18 protein-coding genes and 1 pseudogene are annotated in these 22024 nt (G+C 69.0%); 14 read left to right on the top strand and 5 right to left on the bottom strand.

Going from position 1 to position 22024, the window contains the following annotated elements; translation table 11 throughout:
- Nucleotides 1-9: 9 nt before the first annotated feature.
- From BLP83_RS13650 to BLP83_RS18740, 4 genes are read left to right on the top strand one after another with little or no spacing between them, the layout of a single operon-like run.
- A complete protein-coding gene (locus tag BLP83_RS13650; protein WP_091243845.1) occupies nucleotides 10-1227 on the top strand; it encodes an FIST N-terminal domain-containing protein in 1218 nt (405 codons plus the stop codon).
- Entirely contained in the window at nucleotides 1224-2342 is a 1119-nt protein-coding gene (locus BLP83_RS13655; RefSeq protein ID WP_091243848.1) for a sensor histidine kinase, read from the top strand. Before BLP83_RS13650 ends, BLP83_RS13655 begins: the two co-directional genes overlap by 4 nt.
- Entirely contained in the window at nucleotides 2339-3427 is a 1089-nt protein-coding gene (locus tag BLP83_RS13660) for an HDOD domain-containing protein (RefSeq protein WP_091243850.1), read from the top strand. Before BLP83_RS13655 ends, BLP83_RS13660 begins: the two co-directional genes overlap by 4 nt.
- The gene (locus BLP83_RS18740) at nucleotides 3420-3803 is read left to right on the top strand and encodes a response regulator (RefSeq protein ID WP_176764206.1); all 384 of its coding nucleotides are present in this window, start codon (nucleotides 3420-3422) and stop codon (nucleotides 3801-3803) included. The genes BLP83_RS13660 and BLP83_RS18740 overlap by 8 nt, the downstream gene beginning before the upstream one ends.
- Nucleotides 3804-3876: 73 nt before the next feature.
- Here the strand turns inward: BLP83_RS18740 and BLP83_RS13670 are convergent, their stop codons facing one another.
- On the bottom strand, nucleotides 3877-4083 hold the full coding sequence (locus BLP83_RS13670) for a YdcH family protein (protein WP_091243852.1): 207 nt from the start codon (nucleotides 4081-4083) through the stop codon (nucleotides 3877-3879).
- A gap of 162 nt (nucleotides 4084-4245) precedes the next feature.
- Between BLP83_RS13670 and ttcA the strand changes: the two are divergent.
- The 10 genes and pseudogenes from ttcA to BLP83_RS13720 all read left to right on the top strand — a co-directional run.
- A pseudogene (ttcA, locus tag BLP83_RS13675) lies at nucleotides 4246-5106 on the top strand (tRNA 2-thiocytidine(32) synthetase TtcA); the annotation flags it as partial.
- A 231-nt stretch (nucleotides 5107-5337) separates the two neighbouring features.
- On the top strand, nucleotides 5338-6249 hold the full coding sequence (locus BLP83_RS13680) for a recombination-associated protein RdgC (RefSeq protein WP_091243857.1): 912 nt from the start codon (nucleotides 5338-5340) through the stop codon (nucleotides 6247-6249).
- Nucleotides 6250-6506: 257 nt separating this feature from the next.
- Nucleotides 6507-7286: a M48 family metallopeptidase gene (locus tag BLP83_RS13685; RefSeq protein ID WP_091243860.1), complete on the top strand. Its 780-nt coding sequence runs from the start codon at nucleotides 6507-6509 to the stop codon at nucleotides 7284-7286.
- 590 nt (nucleotides 7287-7876) lie between these two features.
- Nucleotides 7877-8500 carry a PepSY-associated TM helix domain-containing protein gene (locus BLP83_RS13690; RefSeq protein ID WP_091243863.1) on the top strand — a complete coding sequence of 208 codons (624 nt, stop codon included), beginning with the start codon at nucleotides 7877-7879 and terminating at the stop codon, nucleotides 8498-8500.
- Nucleotides 8501-8517: 17 nt separating this feature from the next.
- The gene (locus BLP83_RS13695) at nucleotides 8518-9054 is read left to right on the top strand and encodes a DUF2271 domain-containing protein (protein WP_091243866.1); all 537 of its coding nucleotides are present in this window, start codon (nucleotides 8518-8520) and stop codon (nucleotides 9052-9054) included.
- Nucleotides 9055-9113: 59 nt separating this feature from the next.
- Nucleotides 9114-9917, top strand: a complete 804-nt coding sequence (locus tag BLP83_RS13700) for a DUF4198 domain-containing protein (RefSeq protein WP_091243869.1) — start codon at nucleotides 9114-9116, stop codon at nucleotides 9915-9917.
- A 26-nt stretch (nucleotides 9918-9943) separates the two neighbouring features.
- Nucleotides 9944-11017 (top strand): FAD:protein FMN transferase, encoded by a 1074-nt coding sequence (locus BLP83_RS13705; RefSeq protein WP_091243872.1) that lies wholly within the window; start codon nucleotides 9944-9946, stop codon nucleotides 11015-11017.
- Between the two features lie 8 nt (nucleotides 11018-11025).
- Nucleotides 11026-13071, top strand: coding sequence for a flavodoxin domain-containing protein (locus tag BLP83_RS13710; protein WP_143006684.1), 2046 nt, complete (start codon nucleotides 11026-11028; stop codon nucleotides 13069-13071).
- Between the two features lie 493 nt (nucleotides 13072-13564).
- Nucleotides 13565-14953: an MFS transporter gene (locus BLP83_RS13715; RefSeq protein ID WP_091243878.1), complete on the top strand. Its 1389-nt coding sequence runs from the start codon at nucleotides 13565-13567 to the stop codon at nucleotides 14951-14953.
- A gap of 67 nt (nucleotides 14954-15020) precedes the next feature.
- Nucleotides 15021-16703, top strand: a complete 1683-nt coding sequence (locus BLP83_RS13720; protein ID WP_091243881.1) for an alpha-amylase family glycosyl hydrolase — start codon at nucleotides 15021-15023, stop codon at nucleotides 16701-16703.
- 187 nt (nucleotides 16704-16890) lie between these two features.
- Here BLP83_RS13720 and BLP83_RS13725 read toward each other — a convergent pair whose 3' ends face one another.
- The 4 genes from BLP83_RS13725 to hemA form a co-directional block, all read right to left on the bottom strand.
- Nucleotides 16891-18612, bottom strand: a complete 1722-nt coding sequence (locus BLP83_RS13725; RefSeq protein WP_091243883.1) for a hypothetical protein — start codon at nucleotides 18610-18612, stop codon at nucleotides 16891-16893.
- Between the two features lie 156 nt (nucleotides 18613-18768).
- Nucleotides 18769-19566: a polyphosphate kinase 2 gene (gene ppk2 / locus BLP83_RS13730; protein ID WP_091243886.1), complete on the bottom strand. Its 798-nt coding sequence runs from the start codon at nucleotides 19564-19566 to the stop codon at nucleotides 18769-18771.
- A 41-nt stretch (nucleotides 19567-19607) separates the two neighbouring features.
- The gene (gene prfA, locus BLP83_RS13735; protein WP_091243889.1) at nucleotides 19608-20684 is read right to left on the bottom strand and encodes a peptide chain release factor 1; all 1077 of its coding nucleotides are present in this window, start codon (nucleotides 20682-20684) and stop codon (nucleotides 19608-19610) included.
- Nucleotides 20681-22009 carry a glutamyl-tRNA reductase gene (gene hemA, locus BLP83_RS13740; protein WP_245680049.1) on the bottom strand — a complete coding sequence of 443 codons (1329 nt, stop codon included), beginning with the start codon at nucleotides 22007-22009 and terminating at the stop codon, nucleotides 20681-20683. The genes prfA and hemA overlap by 4 nt, the downstream gene beginning before the upstream one ends.
- Between the last annotated feature and the right edge of the window lie 15 nt (nucleotides 22010-22024).

Consider the following 22024-nt stretch of genomic DNA (forward strand, 5'->3'; position numbering starts at 1 on the left):
CGGACAGCGATGACGGCGACGACGCGCGAGCGACCCGCGCCGGCACCTGCGCGCGCCAGCGCCGCCGGTTTTCCGTCGCCTGCGGGCGCGGCCGCCGAGCCACCGATCTCCAACGAGTGCCTGTTCAGCGCCCTGGGGGATCCGGTCGAGGCCGTGCATGCCCTGGTCGACGAACTGACGAAGCGCCGGCCCGGCCAGACCCCCTCGGCGGTGGTGTTCTTCTGCGACGGCCTCTACCCGCTGCAGGCACTGGCCGATGCGCTGGCGCAGCGCTTCCTCTGCCCGCTGCTGGGCTGCACCAGCGGTGGCCAGATCGGCCCCGACGGGTTCCGCCGCGGTGGCCTCTCCCTGCTCGCCTGCTACGGGCCGGGGCTCAGGCTCAGCACCCATCTGATCGAACCCTTGAGCCAGGCCGAGCCTGCCGTCGAGCGGATCGCCCTTGCGCTGGCCGATCGGCCGCTGGCGCCCGGCTGGCGCCGCTTCGGCCTGCTGCTGGTGGACGGTCTGCACCAAGGCGAGGAGCGCCTGGCCCACGCCCTCTACCACGGACTCGGCGACGTACCCTTCATCGGTGGCTCGGCCTCGGACGAGATGCGCTTCGAGCACACCCCGGTCTATTTCGATGGCCGCTTCCGCAGCAATGCGGCCGTGTTCGGCGTGTTCGAGACGCCCCAGCCCTTCGAGGCCTTCCGCGTACAGCACTTCGTGCCGCGCCGCGAGCGCCTGGTCATCACCGAGGCCGATCCCGAGCGTCGCCTGGTCATCCAGATCAACGGCCTGCCTGCCGCCGAGGTCTATGCACGCGCGCTGGGCGTGGCCGAATCGGCACTCAGCCCCGAGCTGCTGGAGGCGCATCCCCTGCTGCTGCGCGTCGGCGACGAGCTGGTGGTACGGGCGATCGGTCGGGTAACCCGGGCGCGTGCCCTGTTGTGCATGTCGGCCATCGAGACCGGTGTGCTCGTCGACGTCGGCGACGCCGGCGCTCCGTTGGAGGCGCTGCGCCGCGGTTTCGAGGCGGTCGAGGCGCGCATCGGCGAACCGGCGCTGGTGCTCGGCTGCGACTGCACGCTGCGACGACGCAAGGCCGAGCGCGACAACCAGCTTGGCGCGATCGGCGATTTCCTTGCCCAGCACCGCGTGTTCGGCTTTTCGACCCACGGTGAGCAGTTCAACGGGCTGCACATCAACCAGACTTTCACCGCGATCGCCGTGGCGGCACATCCATGAGTGTGAGCGACTCCCCTCTCCCCCTCGGCGCGGTCGATAGCGCGCACACGGACGACCCCGCCGAACTGAAGCGCATGTTGGCGGCCCGCGATCGCACCATCGAGGTGCTGATCAAGCGCCTGGAATCGCGCAGTGCCGACCCCTCGGCCTTCGCTCTGCTGGAGCAGAACATCGCGCTCGAAGCGGTGGTCTCGCGCAAGACCCGCGAGCTGGAGCGCGAGCGCCAGCAGCTGCAGCAGGCGCTGTCCGAGCTGCGCAGCACGCAGGCGCGCCTGCTGCAGTCGCAGAAGATGGAGGCGATCGGCCAGCTCGCCGCCGGCGTGGCGCACGAGATCAATACGCCGGTGCAGTACGTCAGCGACAACGTCAGCTTTCTGCGCTCGGGCTTCGAGACCCTGCTGCGGGTGGTCGACCAGTACCTGGCCCTGCTGGCCGAGGCGCGCCAGGCGCCGCTCGGCGCCGAGCGCCTCGACGCCGCCGAAGCGGCGCTCAAGGCGGCACGCATCGACTACCTGCGGCGCAACGTGCCCGATGCCTTCGACGAGTCGCAGGAGGGACTGCACCGGGTGTCGCACATCGTGATGGCGATGAAGCGCTTCTCGCATCCCTCTGGCGAGGACCAGGAGCCGGTCGAGCTCGGCGAGCTGATCGATACCACGGTGATGGTCGCGCGCAACGAATGGAAATATGTCGCCGACCTCGACACCGAGTTCGATCCCGAGCTGCCGCCCGTGCCCTGCTTCCGCGACGAGCTGAGCCAGGTGGTGCTGAACCTGATCGTCAATGCCTCACATGCCATCGGTGACATCGTGTTGAAGGACCCCGGCAGCAAGGGGCGCATCCGCATCAGCACCCGCCTTGCCGGCGACATGGCCGAGATCCGTGTGGCCGACACCGGCGGCGGCATTCCCGAGGCGATCCAGCGCTCGGTCTTCGATCCCTTCTTCACCACCAAGCCGGTCGGCAAGGGCACCGGCCAGGGTCTGTCGATGGCCTACGCCACCATCGTCGACAAGCACAAGGGCCGCATCCATTTCGAGACCGAGCCCGGGGTCGGCACCACCTTCATCATCGGCCTGCCCCTGCGGCCGCAGACCAGCGGAGAGTCGGCATGAGAGTGCTGTTCGTGGACGACGAGCGGCGCGTGCTGGTGGGCCTGGAACGCATGCTGTTCGGCCTCAACCGTGACTGGGAGATCTTGCTCGCCGACAGCGGCGAGGCTGCACTCGCCGAATTCGATCGCGGGCCGATCGACGTCGTGGTGACCGACATGCGGATGCCGGGCATGGACGGCGCCGAGCTGCTCAAGCGGGTGCAGCAGAAGTCGCCTTCGACCCTGCGCATGCTGCTGTCCGGCCATACCGAGACGCAGGCCGCGATGCGCGCGCTCAACATCGCCCAGCAGTTCCTGTCCAAGCCCTGCGAGCCGCAGCTCCTGGTCGACACCATCGAAGGCGCAGTAGCCCTGCGCAAGCTGCTGGCCGATCCGGCCATTGGCGAGGTGGTGGGGCGCATGAAGCGCCTGCCAGCGGCGCCGCACGTGTTCGCCAAGCTCAACCAGGCCTTGCAGGATCCCAACTGCGATGCGCGGCAGATCGGCGCGATCCTCGCCGAGGATCCGGCGATGACGGCCAAGGTCCTGCACATGGCCAATTCGGCCTTCTTCCCCTCGACCGGGCGCGCGGTCACCGACCTCAAGACGGCGGTGTCGCGGATCGGCTCGACCATGATCCGCAACCTGGTGCTTGCGGCCGAAGTGTTCGGCCAGGAGGCCGGCGGCGTCGATGTCGAAGTGCTGCAGCGCCAGGCGCTGTTGACCTCGCTGATCGCCGCGCGCGTCGCTGCGGGGCGGCCCGATGCCGACCAGGCCGGTATCGCCGGCCTGCTGGCCAATGTGGGGCGTCTGCTGCCGCAGCCCGAGGGCGATGCGGCACAGCGCTTCGGGCACGCCGAACTCGGCGCCTATCTGCTCGGCGTGTGGGGCCTGCCCATGGCCATTGTCGAGGCGGTCGCCCACCACCGGCAGCCGCAGCGCGCCAGCCAGCGCGAGTTCGGTCTTGCTGGCGTTGTCCACGTTGCAGCCGCCCTGGCCACGGACGACGCGGTCGACCTGGACTACATCGAGCGCGTGCGCATGGCGGATCGACTGGACGACTGGCGCGACAAGGCCGGACGCATCCGGGAGAGCAGCAGTGACTGAGCGCCTGCCGCGGGTGCTGGCTGTCGACGACGAGCCGAACATCCTGCGTGCGCTCAACCGCAGCCTCTACGGTGCCGTCGAACTGGTGACCGCAGTCGGGCCGGAAGAGGGCCTGCGCACGCTCGAATCCGATCCGGCTTTCGATATCGTGCTGTCCGACATGCGCATGCCGGGCATGGATGGGGTCGCCTTCCTGCAGTGCGTGGCCCAACGCTGGCCCGGCACGGTGCGCATCCTGCTGACCGGCATGGGCGATACCGGCAGCAGCGATGCCGCGCGCGCCAGCGGCGCGATTCACCGCGTCCTGGCCAAACCCTGCCCGGCGGATGAACTGAAGCTCGTCATCACCGAGGCCATGCGACGGGCGGGGGCGTGAAGCCGAGGCGGCGTCGGCACAGTCCGACCCCGCTACGCCTGGTCCCGAATCCCGAATCCCGAATCCCGGTCGTTCAGGCATCCAGGTCCGGAATCAGCTCGCTCTCCAGCCGTGCGATCACGTCCTTGATCCGCAGCTTGCGCTTCTTCAGGCGCCGAAGCTGCAGCTCGTCCGTGCCCGGCGTCTGCCCAAGACGTTCGATAGCACTGTCGAGGTCGCGGTGTTCGAGCTTCAGCTCGGCCAACTGCCTCACCACCTCGGCGGTATCGCTCGACAGCATCGGAAACCCGGGGATCACGTGCGAAGGAAGGCTGAGCTTACCCACCCCCCGCGGCCGTGCAAGGGGCCGGGTGACGGCGGTTCGAGGCAATCCGGGGGCACTGCTAAACTGCGCGGCCGCCCCGCGCCCCTTGCCGGCGCCCGAACGCGTGATCGGAAGCCCATGTCCAGCGTCCGCAGCAAACAGGAATACGAGCAGATCAAGTTGGCCAAGCGCCTGCGTCGGCAGGTCGGCCAGGCCATCGCCGACTTCGGCATGATCGAAGAGGGCGACAAGGTCATGGTCTGCCTGTCCGGCGGCAAGGACAGCTACACGATGCTGGACGTGCTGCTGCAGCTGCAGGCCAAGGCGCCGGTGCGTTTCGAGCTGGTGGCGGTCAACCTCGACCAGAAACAGCCCGACTTCCCGGAACACATCCTGCCCGCCTACCTCGAAAGCGTCGGCGTGCCCTACAAGATCCTCGAGCAGGACACCTACTCGGTGGTGAAGCGCGTGGTGCCCGAGGGCAAGACGATGTGCTCCCTGTGCTCGCGTCTGCGCCGCGGTGCGCTGTACACCTATGCCGCCGAGCAGGGTTTCACCAAGATCGCGCTCGGTCATCACCGCGACGACCTGCTGGCGACCTTCTTCATGAACCTGTTCTTCCACGCCAAGCTGTCGGGCATGCCGCCCAAGCTGCGCTCGGACGACGGCCGCCACATCGTGATCCGCCCGCTGGCCTACGTGGCCGAGGCCGATATCGCGCGCTATGCCGAAGCCAAGGGCTTTCCGATCATTCCCTGCAATCTTTGCGGCTCGCAGGAAAACCTGCAGCGCAAGCAGGTGCGGCGAATGATGGACGAGTGGGAGCGCAGCGCTCCCGGCCGACTGGAAACCATGGCGCGTGCCTTGGGTGATATCCGGCCGTCGCAGCTGTCGGACCGCAGCCTGTTCGATTTCCTCGCCCTGGGGCGTGCCTCCGACGCGCCGCTGCCGGATGCCCATGCCTGGTTGGCGGGCGAGCCGGCTGAGCCCGCGGCTGAGTCAGGCCAAGCCGCGCCCGCGCAGTCGATCGATGCGCCGTCGCGCGGGCTGGACATTCCGGTGCGGCTGCAGGCGTGATGGCCGGCGGCCATCGCCTCCAGACCTTGGGACGCACTCGACTCCAAGAACGTTCCCGTCTCCCGCTGGGAGCGGCTTTCAGATGCCAATCGTCGCGGCGCATCCACGTACCCCAGCGGTGAAGCCCGCGCGCGATCCCCACCAGGACACCCCATGTTCTTCCGCAACCTGACCCTGTTCCGCTATCCCACCTCGATCAACGACAGCTTCGAGGACCTTGACGAGAAACTCGCCGAGCACGTGCTGAAACCCGTCGGCCCCCTGGAGCTGTCCTCGCGCGGCTTCGTGTCGCCGCTGGGCCGCGGCGAGCAGGTGCTGTCGCATCGCGTCGCCGAGGCCCTGCTGCTGACGCTCGGCAGCGAGGACAAACTGCTGCCGGGCTCGGTGGTGAATGCCGTGCTGGCCGAGAAGCTCGAACACATTCGCGAGAGTGAGGGCCGCAACCCCGGCGGGCGTGAGCGCAAGCGCATCAAGGACGAAGTGCTGACCGACCTGCTGCCGCGCGCCTTCTCGCGGCCCTCGCGCTGCTCCGGCTACCTCGACCTCGGTCTCGGCTGGTGCGTGATCGACACCAGCAGCCGCAAGAACGCCGAGACCTTCGTCACCGCGATCCGCGAGGCGCTGGGGAGCTTCCCGGCGGTGCCGGTGAACGCGGAAACCAGTCCGCGCGCGCTGATGACCGCCTGGATCGACGGCGAGCCGCTGCCCGAAGGTTTCGTGCTCGGCGACGAGTGCGAGCTGCGTGACCCGGTGGATTCCGGCGCCATCATCAAGTGCCGCCGTCAGGAGCTCAGCGCCGAGGAAGTGCGCGAGCACCTGAAGTGCGGCAAGCAGGCCTTCCAGGTGGCCCTGGTGTTCGAGGAGCGGATCAGCTTCGTGCTCGGCGAAGACCTGGTGATCCGCAAGCTGAAATTCCTCGAAGCCGCAACGGAAGCCCTGGAACAGGGCGAGCGCGACACCCAGCGCGACGAGATCGATGCAGTGTTCGCCCTGATGAGCGGCGAGCTGCGCGTGCTGCTGAAGCGGCTGGAAGAGATTCTCGGCTTCAGCAAGGCCGAGGCGTAGCCCGGACATTCCATGAGGTCGCGAAAAGCCGCTCTCGTCGTCGTTCCTGTATTCGCGAGTCAGGGTCAACACTGGCGCGGTGGCGAGTGCATCGCGGCGGCTTTTCGCTGGCACGGCACTCGCTTGTTCTTTGCGGCGATCGCCGCGTTGCTCCTCGCCCCAGTGGGGCCCGCCACTGGGGGGCGTCGCGCCTTGCGCTCGCCGCAAAGTCCGGCGCGATCCTCCGCACCCCCTCAAGGAATGGCCGGGCTTAGCTCATGACCCGCCTGCTGCGCTCGGAGCGGCGGCTGCGCCTGCCCGACGGCAGCGAGGCGGGCATCGTCGAGGTGCGCGACGCGCGCGCGCGGCGGCTGAAGCTGATGGTGTCCGAGCGCGGCCCGCGCCTGACCGTGCCGCGCGGCGTCGGCGAGATCGAGATCCGTCAGTTCCTGGAGCAGCACCGCGCTTGGCTCGCCCAGCAGCTGCGGGCGCTGGCCGTGCCGGCGGCCTTGCCGGGACAAGGCGACGATGCGACGCCCGCGATCGACCCCGCGCGCCCCGACCATCTGCTGCTGCGCGGCGCCCAGCTGCCGATCCAGCGCGTCGAGTCGCGTCGGCTTGCCGCGCTGCCGTCCGCTAGCCACGTCGAGTTGCACCTGCCGCCGCGCTACACGCCGCTGCAGCTGCAGCGGGTCATCGCCGATTTCCTGCTGGCCGAAGCGCGCCGCGACCTCGGTCACTGGTTGCCGCAGTACTTGCCGACCCTGCCTGCCGCGCCGCGCAGCATTCGCCTGCGTCCGCTGTCCAGCCTGTGGGGCTCGCTCAACGCCGCCGGCGCGGTCTCGCTCGACCTCGCCCTGGTGCAGGCGCCGCCGCGGGTGTTCGAGTACGTGCTGGTGCACGAGCTCTGCCACCTGCTGCAGCGCAACCACTCGCCGGCCTATTGGGCCGAAGTGCGCGCGCGCATGCCCGACCACCTGCAGCAGCGCGCCTGGCTGAAGCAGCACGGGCTGGGGCTGAAGGCGCGGCTGCGGCAGCTGCTGGCGATCGAGGCCTGAGCAATGCTTCTGCGCGGCCAGCCGCGCGGAAGCGTGGGGTTGGGAATGGGGGATTCAGCGCGAGGCGGCGCGCATACGCGAGATGCCGCGCGCACCGCCGGGAGCGAGAGCGCTCTGCGCGGAATTCACGGACACGACGGCCGGCGTAACGTGCTCGCCATTCGCTTGACCGAGCCGGATAGAGCGCATCTGCAAATGCGGCTTGAAGTGGTCGTTTGAGCACCCCCAGCGTTCTCCGCGCTAGAGCGGGGCTCGAAGTCTGAGCGCTCGCGACGGCCTCGCGATGGCCTCGCGATGGGCGTGGAGCGCGTGCTCGCCCAAAACCCCCCAATCCCCAATCCTCGCCCTTCGGTATTGCGATCGCTTCGCATTTGCAATAATCTGCCGCGGCCTTCCCAGCACCCGTCCAGCCGACGCCAGACCGGGGTTCCCCACGACCCAGCGGACCTCTTGGCGTGTCTCGACTTCGCTTTGCGCGCGCGCTTCGCGCGCTGCTCCCCATCCTTCGATCCGCTCTGGCCTGTGCCCGGGTCCGCGCCATTGCCCAGTGCCCTGCGGCCGATAGGCACTGCGGCAAGGTGGCTTGACCGATGCCGCTTGCATCGGCCTCGCGCGGCGCCTGGTTGAAGCAGCTGCATCTCTGGCACTGGGTCAGCTCGGCCCTGTGTCTGGTCGCGATGCTGCTGTTCGCCGTCACCGGCATCACCTTGAACCACGCCGGCCGTATCGAAGCGCGGCCAACGGTGGAACTTCGCTTGGCGCAGCTGCCTTCCCCCTTGCTGGCCGAGCTGCAGTCTCAGGCCGAGGACGCCGACAGCGCGCCCCTGCCTGCCAGTGCACGCGTCTGGCTGCACAGCGCGCTCGATCTGCGCGTGGAAGCGATGGCGGCCGAATGGTCGCCGGAGGAGATCTACCTCTCGCTGCCGAGGCCGGGCGGCGATGCCTGGCTCAGCCTGGATCTGCAGTCCGGCGAGGTGAGGCACGAGCTCACCGATCGCGGCTGGATCGCCTGGCTCAACGACCTGCACAAGGGCCGCCACACCGGGCCGGTCTGGTCCTGGTTCATCGATCTGTTTGCGGTCGCCTGCGTGGTGTTCTGCCTTACCGGGCTCGTACTGCTGCAGATGCATGCGCGCCAGCGCCCCGGCACCTGGCCGGTAGTTGGGCTCGGTTTCGTGCTGCCCCTGCTGATCGCCCTGTTGTTCATCCATTGACCCGTCTGGAATCGCCGATGACTGCTTTCACGAAACTGTTCACCACCTGTCTCGCCGGAGCGCTGCTGGCGCTGGCGCCGCTCGCCGCCGTCCGTGCAGCCGAGCTGGCGATCGAGGTCGAGATCCCGCGCCTCGACGTGGCCGAGTACCACCGCCCCTACGTCGCCGCCTGGATCGAATCGCCGGACGGCCGGGTCGCCGCCCAGCTGTCGGTCTGGTACGACATCGGCATGCGCGACCACGAAGGCACGAAGTGGCTCAAGGACCTGCGCCAGTGGTGGCGCCGCGGTGGCCGCGATCTCGACATGCCCGTTGATGGCCTGAGCGCGGCCACGCGCCCGGTCGGTCGGCATCCGCTGAAGTTCGATTCGACGAAGCCGCCGCTGGCCGGCCTCGCCGCCGGCGACTACCGCCTGATGGTCGAGGCCGCGCGCGAGGTCGGTGGCCGCGAGCTGCTGCAGATCGACTTCCAGTGGCCGCCGACCCAGGCGGTGGAATTGAGTGCGAAGGGCGAGCGTGAGCTCGGCGCGCTCAGCCTGAAGCTCACGCCCTGATCGACACCTTCGCCCGCGCCAAGCCGCGTCGGCCATCCGAACACTCCGAGGAGAATCCCATGCGCACCGCGCTCCGCTACGTCGCCTTCGCCCTCATATCCGCCCTGCCGCTGTCGGCCCAAGCGCACAAGGCCTGGCTGCTGCCCTCCGACACCGTGCTGTCCAGCGAGAAGGCCTGGATCACCGTCGACGCGGCCGTATCCAACGACCTCTTCTACTTCAACCATGTGCCGCTGCGGCCCGACGCGCTGAGCGTGACTGCCCCCGATGGGAGTGCGGTCAGTCCGCAGAACACGCACACCGGCCAGCTGCGCAGCGTCTTTGATCTGGAGCTGTCGACGCCCGGCACCTACCGCATCGCGCTCGCCAGCAAGGGTCTCTTCGCCAGCTGGGAAGAGGGCGGCGAGCCCAGGCGCTGGCGCGGCCGCGCCGAGGACTTCGCGAGCCAGGTACCGACTGCCGCGGACAAGCTGCAGGTCACCCAGGCGCAGAACCGAGTCGAAACCTTTGTCACGCTCGGACGCCCCAGCCGCGAGAGCATCGCGCCGGCAGCGCAGGGCCTGAGCCTCGAATTCGTCGGACACCCGAACGACCTGATGGTCGGCGACACCGCCGAATTCCGACTGCTGCTGGATGGCGCGCCTGCGGCGGACGTTGCTGTCGAAGTGGTCAACGGCGGCACCCGCTACCGTGACGACCAGCAGGCCATGACTCTGCGCACCGACGACAATGGCGCCTTCGCCGTCACCTGGCCCAGTGCCGGCATGTACTGGCTGCAGGCCAGCGCAAGTGACGCCAAGGCAGCAGCGCCGGCGACCCAGCGCCGCGCCAGCTATGTGGTGACCTTGGAAGTGCTGCCCTGAGACCCGGGGCCCGGGACGGATACGCGATGCGTGGCGAGCAGATACCCAACCAGAACGATCCGACGCGGTGGGCGCGGCGGCAGGGGCTGCGCCACGCGCTGCGCCACGCGCGCCCTGCCGTGTTCCTGCTGTGCGCCCTGTTCGTCGTCGCGGGCTGCGCCCGCTCGCCGGAGCCCCTGCGTCTGGAGGGGCATTCCATGGGCACCGGCTGGACTGTTCTCATCGGCGATCCCGGCGCCGAGGAGGCGCGCGCGCGGCCGCTGATCGAGGCCGAGCTGTCGCAGGTGGTGGCGCAGATGAGCACCTGGGAGCCGGATTCGGACCTCTCGCGCTTCAATGCCGCGGCCGCAGGCACGCAGCACCCCGTGCCGGCGCAGCTGCAGGACGTGGTGAAGGCGGCGCTGGCGCTGGCCGAGGACAGCGGCGGCGCCTTTGATCCTACCGTCGGCCCGCTGGTCGAGCTCTGGGGCTTCGGCCCCGGCCGCCCGCGCCAGACCGCGCCCACGCCCGCCGAGGTCGATGCCCTGCGCAGCCGCATCGGCTGGCAGCACGTCCAAATCGAAGAGGGGCGGCTGATCCAGCCCGGCGGTCTGTCACTGGACCTGTCGGCGATCGCCAAGGGCCATGCGGTGGATCGTATCGCCGCGACCCTGCGCGCTGCGGGCTATGCCGATTTGCTGGTCGAGGTCGGCGGCGAACTGCGTGCGCATGGCCAGCACCCCGGTGGCCGGCCCTGGCGCGTCGGTCTGGAGGGGCCGAGCGGCGAGCGCGCCACCGGCGGTCTGGTGCTGCGTGACTTGGCGGTGGCCACCTCGGGTGACTACCGCCAGTACTTCGAGGAGGACGGCCGTCGCTACTCGCACATGATCGATCCGCGCACAGGCCGACCGATCGCGCAGGCGGGGATCGCCGTCAGCGTCGTGCACGCCTCGTGCATGCAGGCCGATGGTCTGGCGACCGCGCTGTCGGTGCTGGGGCCGGAGCAAGGCTTCGAGTGGGCCCGCGAGCGCGGCATCGCCGCGCGCTTTGTCTATCGCAGCCAGGACACCTGGGCCGAACGCACTACCCCGGCCTTTGCCGCGCTGCAGGCCGCCGAGTGAGCGTCGTGATGCGCATCGGGTGGCCGTTGCTGCTCGCGCTCGCGGCCGCGCCTCTGCTGTGGGTGCGCTGGCCCGTCGCTGACGCGGTGCCGGGCAGCGCGAGCGAACGGCCCTTGTCGGCAGAGCAACTGATCGAGGTTTGGTGGCGGGCGGAATCGCCGGCGCGGGCGGTCACTGTGAACGGCATCGACGCCCCGCTGCGGCCGCTGTCCGCGCGCAGCGGTGATGCCACGCGCGCCGCCGAGATCCGCTTTGAGCGCGAAGGTGCGCTGCTGCGACAGCGGCTCGATGCGTTCAGCGGCGCGCGGCTCGGCCTGCCAGAGCCAGTGCCCAGGCCGGCGAGGATCTCGCGGGAAGCTGCGGCATTCCTCGGCGGATGCGCTTGGGTTCTGCTCGCCGCGCCCTGGCTGCGTCTTCGCCTGCGTCCCCTCCGTGCCCAGTCTGCGGAGCGCAATTCGAACGCGCTCTGGTGGGTGATTCATGCCAGCCAGACCGGGCAGGCGCAGCGGCTCGCCGAGCAGACGGCCTCCCGACTGCGTGCGCTCGGCGTTGATGCCGAGCTGCGCTCCCTGTCGGCACTCGATGCTGTCGGCCTGCGCGCCGCGCGTCGCCTGCTGCTGGTGGCCAGCACCACGGGTGAAGGCGATGCCCCGGACACTGCGGCGGCCTTCGTCCGGCGGCAGATGTCGCAGCACTTGGCCTTACGCGATCTGCAATTCGCGGTCCTCGCGCTGGGTGACCGCAGCTACCCCAACTACTGCGCTTTCGGACGCGCGTTGGATACCTGGCTGCAGTCCTGCGCGGCACGTCCGCTGTTCGAGCGCATCGAGGTGGACGACGCGGATCCACAGGCGATCGAAGCCTGGTTCCGGGCGGTGGAGACAGCAGCGCGGCGTGAGCGGCTTGCGGAGGCGGATCAGCCCAAGCCTCTGCCTTCGTTGGGGGCGATGCGCGGCAACGCAAGCGCAGGGCAGGGCGGCCCGCCGGGGGCGATGGCGCAGGTCATCGCGTCCAGCGCGGCGAAGGCCAACGCGCGCGAAGACCTCGGACATGCCCGGCCGTGGCAGCGCTGGCGTCTGCACGCGCGCAGGCGCCTGAATCCGCACAGCCCCGCACCGGCTCTGTGGGAGATCGAGCTGGTATCGATCCACGCGCTGCCCAGCTGGGAGCCCGGCGATGTCGCCGTGCTGCAGCCGCTGAACCCCCTTGCGCAGGTGCAGGCCTGGATTGCGTCGCGGGGGCTCGATGGCACCGAGCGGGTCGAGATCGATGGGGAGTGGATGCCACTGGATCAGGTCCTGCGCGAGCGCGCGCTCGATCCCTTGCCGATGCCCGAGCTTCCGAGTGCCCACGCCCAAACGGATGCCGACACCCACTACAGCGCGACGTCGGCCGCAGCCGAGATCGAAGCGGTCGAGCGGATCGACCTCGACCTGCTCGAACGGCTGCCGCGCCTTCCGCCCCGCGAGTACTCGATCGCCAGCGCGCCAGGCAGCGGCCGCCTGCGCTTGATCGTCCGTCGTCAGAACAACGTCGACGGCCGCCCCGGGCTCGGCTCCGGCACCCTGCTCGACAGCCCGATCGGCAGCGAACTCAGGCTGCGACTGCGCAGCAATTGCGGTTTCCGTCCGCCGTCACGGGAGTTCCCGCTGATCCTGATCGGCGCTGGCAGCGGCCTCGCGGGTCTGCTCGGTCTGCTGGACGCGCGCATCGAGCAGCGGGCGCACCCGAACTGGCTGCTGTTCGGCGAGCGCGATCCCCAGCACGACCGCGCGCTGGCCGAGGAGCTGCAGGGCCACCTCGACGCGGGACACCTCCAGCACCTCGACCTGTGCTTCTCTCGCGATCCGGTCGCGCCGGCCTACGCGCAGGACGCGCTGCGCGTCCACGCCGATCGTCTGGGCGACTGGCTGCGCCGAGGAGCACATCTGCGCGTGTGCGGCAGCCGGCGCGGGGTGGGGGAGGGCGTGCACGCCTGTCTTGTCGAACTGCTCGGTGGGGACGCAGTGGATGCGCTGCTGGCGACGGGGCGCTATCGAAGGGAGGTGTTTTGAGAGCGGGGATTCGGGATTGGGGATTCGGGATTGGGGATTCGGGATTGGGGATTCGGGATTGGGGATTCGGGATTGGGGATTCGGGATTGGGGATTCGGGATTGGGGATTCGCGGGGCGAGCCGCATCGCTTGCATCACTACAGCGCTGCGAACCGCACTCATCGCGCCGGGCTCGATGGTCTGCTCTTGCGAATCCCCAATCCCCAATCCCCAATCCCATTCACGCCGCGCAGCGGCGTGAATACGTATGCACTGCCGGGGTGGCGCCAGCCCAGCCGCTAAGCTGTCCGCGGGTCGCGGCGGTCCACTGTCGCGACGCCCAAGGCAGTTCCCGGGGAGGGCGGGACACACGCAGCGCGTGCATGAACGCTGCGGTGGCTCGGACTGCGGAGTGCGAAGCGCCTGTGGCGCGGTTGCGCGTGCGCCATCCCCTGGACTGCGAGTCGCCTGGGCCCGTGGGCCTTGGCATCGACCGTCGCAGCGAGGGAGCGAAATGTCGAACCGCAACACGCCGAAGCTGGGCTTCTGGCAGATCTGGAACATGTGCTTCGGCTTTCTGGGCATCCAGTTCGGATTCGCCCTGCAGGGCGGCAGCATGTCGCGCATCTTCCAGACCCTGGGCGCCGAGAAGGATGCACTGCCCTTGCTCTGGATCGCCGCCCCGCTGACGGGCCTGATCGTGCAGCCGATCATCGGCTACCTCTCCGACCGCACCTGGCATCCCATCCTCGGCCGCCGTCGGCCCTATTTCGTGATCGGTGCAGTGCTGGCTTCGATCGCGCTTCTGGTGATGCCGCATTCGCCCACCCTGTGGATGGCCGTGGGCCTGCTGTGGGTGTTGGACGCCTCGATCAACATCAGCATGGAGCCCTTCCGCGCGCTGGTGGCCGACAAGCTGCCCGAGGAGCAGCGCTCCTACGGCTTCGTGGTGCAGACCCTGATCATCGGCATCGGCACCTGGGTGGCCAGCAACCTGCCCTGGTTCGTGAGCTGGCTGGGGGTCTCGAATGAAGCCGGCCCCGGCGTGGTGCCGCCTTCGGTGCAGATCGCCTTCGCCATTGGCGCCTTCGTGTTTCTGGCCAGCATTCTGGTCACCGTGTTCACCACCACCGAAGAGCCGCCCGAGGACATGCAGCGTTTCCAGCAGGAGCGTCGCGAGGGCAACTTCTTCCTCAACATCACCCGCGACATCCTGCAGATGCCGGGGCAGATGCTGAAGCTCGGCATCGTGCAGTTCTTCAGCTGGCTGTCTTTCTTCACGATGTGGAGCATGGCCACGCCGGCCTTGACCGGCCACGTCTTCAAGGCCCCCGCGCCCGATCCGAGCGCGTTCGACATGTCCGTGCCGGCGCAGGCGCAGGCGTTTTCCGAGGCCAACGGCGCGTTCCAGAATGCCGCTGATCTCGTTGGCGCCTACATGGGCTACTACGGTTTGTCCTCGATGGCGGTGGCCCTGCTGCTGGCCTTCTACGCCTCGCGCTTCGTGCTCAACCGCAGGCTCGTCCACTTCGTGTCGCTGCTGCTGGGCGGCGCCGGCTTCCTGTCGATGGCCGTGGTCTCGCAGCCGGTCTGGCTGATTGGCAGCTTCGCCCTGGTGGGCGTGGCCTGGGCCAGCATCCTGTCCATGCCCTATGCGCTGCTGTCCAGCGTCGTCGAGCCGAAAAAAATGGGCGTGTACATGGGCATCTTCAACATGTTCATCGTGATCCCGCAGATCGTCGCCGCCACGCTGCTGGGGGCCGTGCTGCGGACATTCTTCGGCGGTGAGCCGATCTATGCCCTGATCATCGCCGGCGGCAGCCTGATCGTCGGCGCGCTGTGTCTGGCCTTCGTCCGCGAGCCGCGCACCGCGCCTGCCGCTGCGATGGCGGCAGCGCACTGAGCCCATCGCTTCGTCAAGACGTTTCCGAGTATCCAACCGGCGCCGCGCGCCCGCACTGGAGTCGCCCATGCAGATCCGTCCGCTCGTCCTCGCCCTCTCGACCACCCTGCTGGCCGCCTGCGGCAGCGAGGCGCCTGCGCCCGCCCCCGCTGCGCCCGCCCCCGCCGCGGTCGACCGCTTCATCGGCACCACCGAACCCTTCGCCTCCGAGGCCGTGTACTTCGTCGTCACCGACCGCTTCGTCAACGGCGATCCGTCCAATGATCATCGCGAGCAGGGCGGCGAGCGCGGCACCTTCGACATCGCCTTGGAGTGGGCCGATGGCCGCACCGACAACGTCGGCTACCTCGGCGGTGACTTCAAGGGCCTGCTGGACCATGCCGGCTACATTCGCGAGATGGGCTTCTCGGCGCTGTGGATCACGCCCATCGTCGACAACCCGGACGAAGCCTTCACCGGCGGCGACCCCATCACCCAGACCAGCTTTCTGACCGACCGCGGCAAGTCGGGCTACCACGGCTACTGGGCCAAGAACTTCTACACCCTCGACGAGCACCTGCCGAGCGAGGGGCTCGACTTCCGCGCGTTCACTGCAGCGATGCAGAACGCGGGTCTCAAGATCGTGCTGGACATCGTCGCCAATCACGGCTCGCCGGGCTGGTCGATGCCGGTCGACCAGAAGGAGTTCGGGCGCCTCTACGACGCCAGCGGGACCCTGATCGCCGATCACGGCAACCTGCCGCCCGATCAGCTCGACCCGGCCAACAACCCGCTGCACGCTTTCTATAACGTCAAGCCCGATCTCGCCCAGCTGTCCGACCTCAACGAAGACAACCCGGCGGTGATGGACCATCTCGTCGGCGCCTACCTGCAGTGGATCGAGCAGGGCGCCCACGCCTTCCGCGTCGACACCGTGCGCCATGTGAAGCCGGAGTTCTGGCGCGTGTTCGCCGAGCGCATCCGCGCCAAGCATCCGGGTTTCTTCATGTTCGGCGAGGTGTTCGACTACGAGGCGGCGAAGACCGCGCTGTACACGCACCCCGAGAACGGCGGCATGAGCGTGCTCGACTTCGCGCTGAAGAAGGCCCTGCTCGACGTCTTCGAGAACGAGGGCTCGGACTTCGCCACGCTGGCGCCGGCGCTGTACCTGAAGGACGGCCCGTACGCGAACCCGTATGAGCTGATGACCTTCTACGACAACCACGACATGGCGCGGATGAACGCCAGCGACGCCGGCTTCATCAATGCCCACCACTGGTTGTTCACCGCGCGCGGCATCCCGGTCATCTACTACGGCTCGGAGATCGGCTTCGAGCGCGGTGCGGTCGAGCACAACGGCAACCGCAACTACTTCGGCGTCGAGGGCATCGAGGCCGCGCGCACTCATCCGATCCGCCAGGGCCTGATCCGGGTTGCCCAGCTGCGCCAGCGCCTGCCGGCGCTGCAGCGCGGCCTGCAGTTCAACCTCAAGCTCGAAGGTGACGAGGCCGCGTTCTACCGCGTGCTGCAGACCGAAGACGCCCACCAGACCGCGCTGGTGCTGCTGAACAAGTCGGCCGAGCCGCGCGCCATCGCCCTGGGTCGCTTCTTGCAGCCCGGCGAGTGGAAGGATGCGGAGAGCGGCGAGGCGATCAAGCTTGGCAGCGAGGCGCGCATCGAAGTGCCGGCCAATGGCCTGCGCGTGCTGCTTTGGGAGGCACCCCTGACGGATCCCGCGCTGCTCGAAGCGCTGCGCGCGCAGGCGGGCTGAGGCAAGGCTGAGGAGTGCAGCGTCGCCGCGCGCCACGGAGGGCGTGCCCGCGGATCGAGCATCCACCTGCCTGATCCCGCGTCAGCGAGTCCAGACCTGTGCCGGGCTCGCGACCACGGATCAAGACCAGGAGGGACGGGATCCGTGTTGGCTTGATTCCTTCTGAGGGGCGCGTGCGGGCGTGGCTTCAGCGCGTCGGTGCGCTGCACAACGGCCCCTCGAACCAGCCGCTGCCGTAGACCTCGGGGGGTTTCCAGCCGCGTCGCTTCGGATTGAAGGCCGCGGACGGGGCCTCCGCGGCCCCGCTGTCCGGCCGCGCCGCAAGGGCGAGCGAGCCTTCGAAGCCGTTGCCGAACAGCCTTCCCCCGTCCGCGCCGACAGCGCTGAAGCCGTACTCGATCTCCATCCGGTCGAGGTGCAGGCCAGGATCCAGGCCGATGGCGAGCGAAGCGCTGCCGCCGGCGAGTGCAGTGACCGGCAGATCCAGACTGCGTCGCGCCCAGGCTTGGGCTTCGGTACCCGGCACGCTGGCGTGGCCGGGAAGTCGGCCCAGCGCTTGTCCGTTCAGACTGAGCGTGGCCCCCACATCGCCTTCGCGGTAGCTCTTGGTGTCGTAGACGAACTTCGCCGAGGCGAGCCGCAGACCGGCGCCTGCCGGTACGGCTGCCTGCAGGGCCAGGGTGGGCTGCTGGCGGAAGCAGGGAAAGCCCGCGTCGTGGCAGGCGACGCCGCGCTGGTGCACCTCGTACTCCGCGCCGTTCGGCTGCGGCGCAGCGTTCATCGACGGGCCAAAGCGCTGGATGTCGCGCAGGTCGTATGACATCCACCCGCGCTCGCGTCCCACGGGGGCCGTGCCGAGGTTCTTCGGCCAGACCTCGGTGGCCGCGAACTTGACCGGATAGACCTCGACATCGCGCCATTTCAGTTCGCGGATGTGGCCGAGGAAGCAGGGCGCCTGGGGATGATGGTCGGCCTGATACGCCACGCCCAGCAGCTGCACATGCACCTCGCTCCAGGGCACGGACAGGTCCCAGTGTTCCAGCGGCTCCATCGTTCCATTGGCGTCCAGGTCGGCCAGCAGATCGATGCGGTCTGGCCGGAACTCCAGCTGCCAGTGCACCAGCGTGTCGCTGTGCTTGGGTGAAGTCGGCAGGTAGTCGCTGAGGCTGCCCACCGGATTGACGTACTCGCTGCGGATCCCGCCCAGGCTGCGGGTGACACCGAAGCGGGTGAACCAGCCGGTGAGGCAGGGCACGTCATTGGCGCCGAAGCTGACCAGGTTGATCGAGTCGACGGCCGCGCTGTGTCCAGGGCCGGGCTGGCGATCACCGCCGGGGGCAAACGGAAAGCCCGCCTCGCCTTGGCCGGGAACGGCGGTCGCCTCGCCGCCCGCGACGGTGGCGGTCGGCGTGATGGCGACTTCCCACCAGTGGCCACTGGTGGTGAAGGCCGAGGTGTGGAAGCGGACGACGCCCGGTTGCCCTGCGCTGATCAGCATCGGGTTGCGCAGGCGCGCCGAGAGGATGTCCTGGTAATCGAGGTGCATCACGCCCACCCCGGCGGAGCCGTCGCCGCCGATCGTGTTGATCGTGTTGCTGAGACGTCCGTCATTCGGGTTGGCGCTCAGCGCCTTGTGCACGTCGATATGGAAGCGGTTGTTGATCTCGTCGCTGATCGGGCTGACCCCGATGAAATGGGTGTCGCCACGAACGTCCCAGTCGGATTCGTCCCACCAGACGGTGGTGGCCGCGCCGTCGAGGACGCTGGCTGCGTGGTTTCCGCTGAAGCGGAAGTCCTCGCGGAAGTGCAGACCGGCGGGCCCTTGCGCCACCTCGCCGGCGCCGGCCGGCAGGACGGAGCAGAGTGCCGCCAGCGAGACGGACAGCCGGATCACAGGGAAGCGACGCATCGGGCAGGCTCCGGATTCGAATGCCATGCACGACGAAGACAGGCGATGCCACGTGTCAGTGGCGCTGGACCCTGGGCGCTGGATCCAGCACCAGGTGCTTGATCCGCGGGCGCGCACTCCATGGCGCGCGACGATGCTGGGTTCTTACGCCTTGCCTCAGTGCCCGTTGCCGTTGGCGCCCTTGAAGCGATTGGCGATCGGTTGCACCGCGCCCTCGAAACGCTCTTTCAGCAAGGGCTCGGGCAGGGGCTCGAACTGGATGTCGGGCTCGGGCGCGCTGTGGCTGGGCAGGTGATCGATGAAGTGGCGGATCAGGTTCAGGCGGCCGCTGCGCTGGTCGTTGAAGTCCACCAGCCACCACGGCGCATGTGCGGTGTGGGTGGCGCGGAACATGGCCTCGCGCGCGTTGCCGTACTCGGCGTACTTGGCGCGGGCGGCGAGGTCGACCGGGCTCAGCTTCCAGCGCTTCAGGGGATCCGCGGCGCGCTCGGCGAAGCGCTGTTCCTGCTTGTCCTGGTCGACCGCCAGCCAGTACTTGAACAGCAGCACGCCGTCGTCGACCAGCATCTTCTCGAAGGCCGGCGCCTGCACCAGGAAGCGCTCGTATTCGACTTCCGAGCAGTAGCCCATGACCTTCTCGACGCCGGCGCGGTTGTACCAGCTGCGGTCGAACAGCACGATTTCGCCGGCGGCCGGCAGCTCGGACACGTAGCGCTGGAAGTACCACTGCGTGCGCTCGCGATCGCTGGGCTTGGGCAGGGCCACCACCCGGCAGGCGCGCGGATTGAGTGTGTTGGCGATGGCATTGATCACGCCGCCCTTGCCCGCCGCATCGCGGCCCTCCAGCAGCACGACCACGCGGTTGCCGGTGTTCTGCAGCCAGCGCTGCACCTGCACCAGCTCGCGCTGCATGGGTTTCAGCAGGGCCTCGTAGTCCTTCTTCTTCAGCTTCATCGGCGTCTCCGGTGGACGAGCGATGGTAGCCCGAGGCAGCGCTATTGGCCGAGCAGCTTGAGCTCGTCGACCTGGGCTTCGCGGGTGAGCGTCTGGATCAGCTCGCCGAGATCGCCGGCCATGATCTCGGGCAGGCGGTACAGGGTCAGGTTGACGCGGTGGTCGGTGACCCTTCCTTGCGGAAAGTTGTAGGTGCGGATGCGCTGGCTGCGATCGCCCGAGCCGACCTGCAGGCGCCGCGATTCGGCCTGGGCCTGGGTCTGCTGGCTGCGCTGCTCGTCCAGCAGGCGCGCCTTCAACAGGCTGAGCGCGCGGGCGCGGTTCTTGTGCTGGCTGCGCTCGTCCTGGCACTCGACCACGAGGCCGGTTGGCAGATGGGTGATGCGGATCGCCGAGTCGGTCTTGTTGACGTGCTGGCCGCCGGCACCCGAGGCGCGGAAGGTGTCGACCTTGACGTCGGCATCGCGGATCTCGACGTCCTCGATCTCGTCGAGCTCCGGCAGGATCGCCACGGTCGCCGCCGAGGTGTGGATGCGGCCCTGGCTTTCGGTTTCGGGCACGCGCTGCACGCGATGGGTGCCGCTCTCGAACTTCAGCGCCGAGAACGCGCCCTGGCCCTCGACGCGGGCGATGACTTCCTTGAAGCCGCCGTGCTCGCCTTCGCTGGCCGAGAGCAGCTCGACGTTCCAGCGTCGCGACTCGGCGTAGCGCGTGTACATGCGGAACAAGTCGCCGGCAAAGATCGCCGCCTCGTCGCCGCCGGTGCCGGCGCGGATCTCGAGGAAGATGTTGGCCTCGTCGCGCGGGTCGCGCGGCAGCAGCAGCAGGCCCAGCTCGGTGTCGAGCTCGGCGAGGCGCGCCTCCAGCCGCTCGATTTCCTCCTGCGCCATGTCGCGCATGTCGGGGTCGGCGAGCAGGGCGCGCGCGGCCTCCAGCTCGGCGCTGGCGCCGTCGTATTCGCGCAGGGCCCGGGTCAGCGGCTCCAGTTGGGCGTACTCGCGCGAGAGCTCGCGGAAGCGCTTGTTGTCGGCGGCCACTTCTGGCGAGGCCAGCAGCAGGCCGACCTCCTCGTGGCGCTCGGCGAGTGCGTCGAGTTTTCTGCGGATGCTGGGGCTCATTGCGGTTCGCGTGTGGGTTCATCGCCAGCGCTGTCGCCGGCCTCGGTGCCCTGGAACAACTGCTCGGCGGCGCGGAACAGCTCCAGCTCGCCACGCTGCGCGGCCTGGCGCAGGCGCGCCGAGGGCGCATGCAGCAGCTTGTTGGTGAGCGTGTGGGCGAGATAGCGCAGGGCCTCGTCCGCCGGCTTGCCCTGGGCGATCATCTGCTGCGCGCGGGCCAGCACGGCATCGCGCTCGCGCTCGGCCTGGCTGCGGATGTCGCGGATCAGGCCCTGACGGTCGGCAGCGCGCCACCAGCCGAGGAAATGCTCGACCTGCAGTTCGATGATGGCTTCGGCCTCGCGCGCGGCGGCCTGCCGCGAGCGGCGGTTCTCCTCGATCACCTGGTCGAGGTCGTCGACGGTGTAGAGGAACACGTCCTCCAGCGTGGCGACGTCCTCGGCGATATCGCGCGGCACCGCCAGATCCAGCAGGAACATCGGTCGATGCCGGCGTTGGCGCAGGGCCTGGGCGAGGTCGGCGCGGCGCAGGATCGGCTCGCGAGCCGCGGTCGCCGAGATCACGATGTCGGCCTCGTGCAGGTGCCGCCCCAGCTCAGTCAGCGGCAGGGCGTAGCCACCGATGCGCGAGGCCAGCGCCTGCGCGTTCTCCAGCGTGCGGTTGGCGATCAGCAGGCGCTTGGCCTTCTGCTCCAGCAGGTGGCGGGCGGTGAGCTCGATGGTTTCGCCGGCGCCGATCAGCAGAACGCTGGCTTCCTTGAGGTCGCTGAAGACCTGCTGGGCCAGACGCACGCCGGCGAACGCGACCGACACCGGGTGCGCGCCGATCTCAGTGTCGGTGCGCACGCGCTTGGCGACCGCGAAGCCATGCTGGAACATCCGGTCGAGCCCCGAGCGCAGGCCGCCGGCCTCGCGCGCCAGCTGCCAGGCGTCCTTCACCTGGCCGAGGATCTGCGGCTCGCCCAGCACCAGAGAGTCGAGCCCGGTGGCGACTCGGAACAGATGGCGCACGGCTTCGCCGTCGTGATGCTGGTACAGGCAGCTGCGCAGGGTGTCGAGCGTCAGGCCGTGGCTGTCGGCCAGCCAGCGCGCGGGTTCGGCCTCGAAGCCGTCGCCGACGCTGCAGTAGATCTCGGTGCGGTTGCAGGTCGAGACCACCGCCGCCTCCTCCACACCGGGCCGCGCCAGCAGTTCGGCCAGGGCCGCAGGCAGGCGCTCAGGCCCGAACGCCACCTTCTCGCGCAGGGCGACGGGTGCCGTCTGGTGGCTCAGGCCCAGCGCCAGCAGGCGTCGCTGCGGACGGTCGGAAGGGGGGTTCGGGTACACTGCGGGCGATGTTCC

The organism is Aquimonas voraii (assembly GCF_900101825.1).
GTDB classification, from domain to species: Bacteria; Pseudomonadota; Gammaproteobacteria; order Xanthomonadales; family Xanthomonadaceae; genus Aquimonas; species Aquimonas voraii.

What these genes read in the sequence shown, in the direction of transcription:
- ppk2 (WP_091243886.1), bottom strand. Translation starts at nt 19,566, where the DNA reads ATGAAGCTGAAGAAGAAGGACTACGAGGCCCTGCTGAAACCCATGCAG.
- BLP83_RS13650 (WP_091243845.1), top strand. Translation starts at nt 10, where the DNA reads ATGACGGCGACGACGCGCGAGCGACCCGCGCCGGCACCTGCGCGCGCC.
- BLP83_RS13695 (WP_091243866.1), top strand. Translation starts at nt 8,518, where the DNA reads ATGACTGCTTTCACGAAACTGTTCACCACCTGTCTCGCCGGAGCGCTG.
- BLP83_RS13715 (WP_091243878.1), top strand. Translation starts at nt 13,565, where the DNA reads ATGTCGAACCGCAACACGCCGAAGCTGGGCTTCTGGCAGATCTGGAAC.
- BLP83_RS13685 (WP_091243860.1), top strand. Translation starts at nt 6,507, where the DNA reads ATGACCCGCCTGCTGCGCTCGGAGCGGCGGCTGCGCCTGCCCGACGGC.
- BLP83_RS13700 (WP_091243869.1), top strand. Translation starts at nt 9,114, where the DNA reads ATGCGCACCGCGCTCCGCTACGTCGCCTTCGCCCTCATATCCGCCCTG.
- BLP83_RS13725 (WP_091243883.1), bottom strand. Translation starts at nt 18,612, where the DNA reads ATGCGTCGCTTCCCTGTGATCCGGCTGTCCGTCTCGCTGGCGGCACTC.
- prfA (WP_091243889.1), bottom strand. Translation starts at nt 20,684, where the DNA reads ATGAGCCCCAGCATCCGCAGAAAACTCGACGCACTCGCCGAGCGCCAC.
- BLP83_RS13720 (WP_091243881.1), top strand. Translation starts at nt 15,021, where the DNA reads ATGCAGATCCGTCCGCTCGTCCTCGCCCTCTCGACCACCCTGCTGGCC.
- BLP83_RS13660 (WP_091243850.1), top strand. Translation starts at nt 2,339, where the DNA reads ATGAGAGTGCTGTTCGTGGACGACGAGCGGCGCGTGCTGGTGGGCCTG.
- BLP83_RS13680 (WP_091243857.1), top strand. Translation starts at nt 5,338, where the DNA reads ATGTTCTTCCGCAACCTGACCCTGTTCCGCTATCCCACCTCGATCAAC.
- BLP83_RS13705 (WP_091243872.1), top strand. Translation starts at nt 9,944, where the DNA reads ATGCGTGGCGAGCAGATACCCAACCAGAACGATCCGACGCGGTGGGCG.
- BLP83_RS13655 (WP_091243848.1), top strand. Translation starts at nt 1,224, where the DNA reads ATGAGTGTGAGCGACTCCCCTCTCCCCCTCGGCGCGGTCGATAGCGCG.
- BLP83_RS13690 (WP_091243863.1), top strand. Translation starts at nt 7,877, where the DNA reads ATGCCGCTTGCATCGGCCTCGCGCGGCGCCTGGTTGAAGCAGCTGCAT.
- BLP83_RS13670 (WP_091243852.1), bottom strand. Translation starts at nt 4,083, where the DNA reads ATGCTGTCGAGCGATACCGCCGAGGTGGTGAGGCAGTTGGCCGAGCTG.
- BLP83_RS13710 (WP_143006684.1), top strand. Translation starts at nt 11,026, where the DNA reads ATGCGCATCGGGTGGCCGTTGCTGCTCGCGCTCGCGGCCGCGCCTCTG.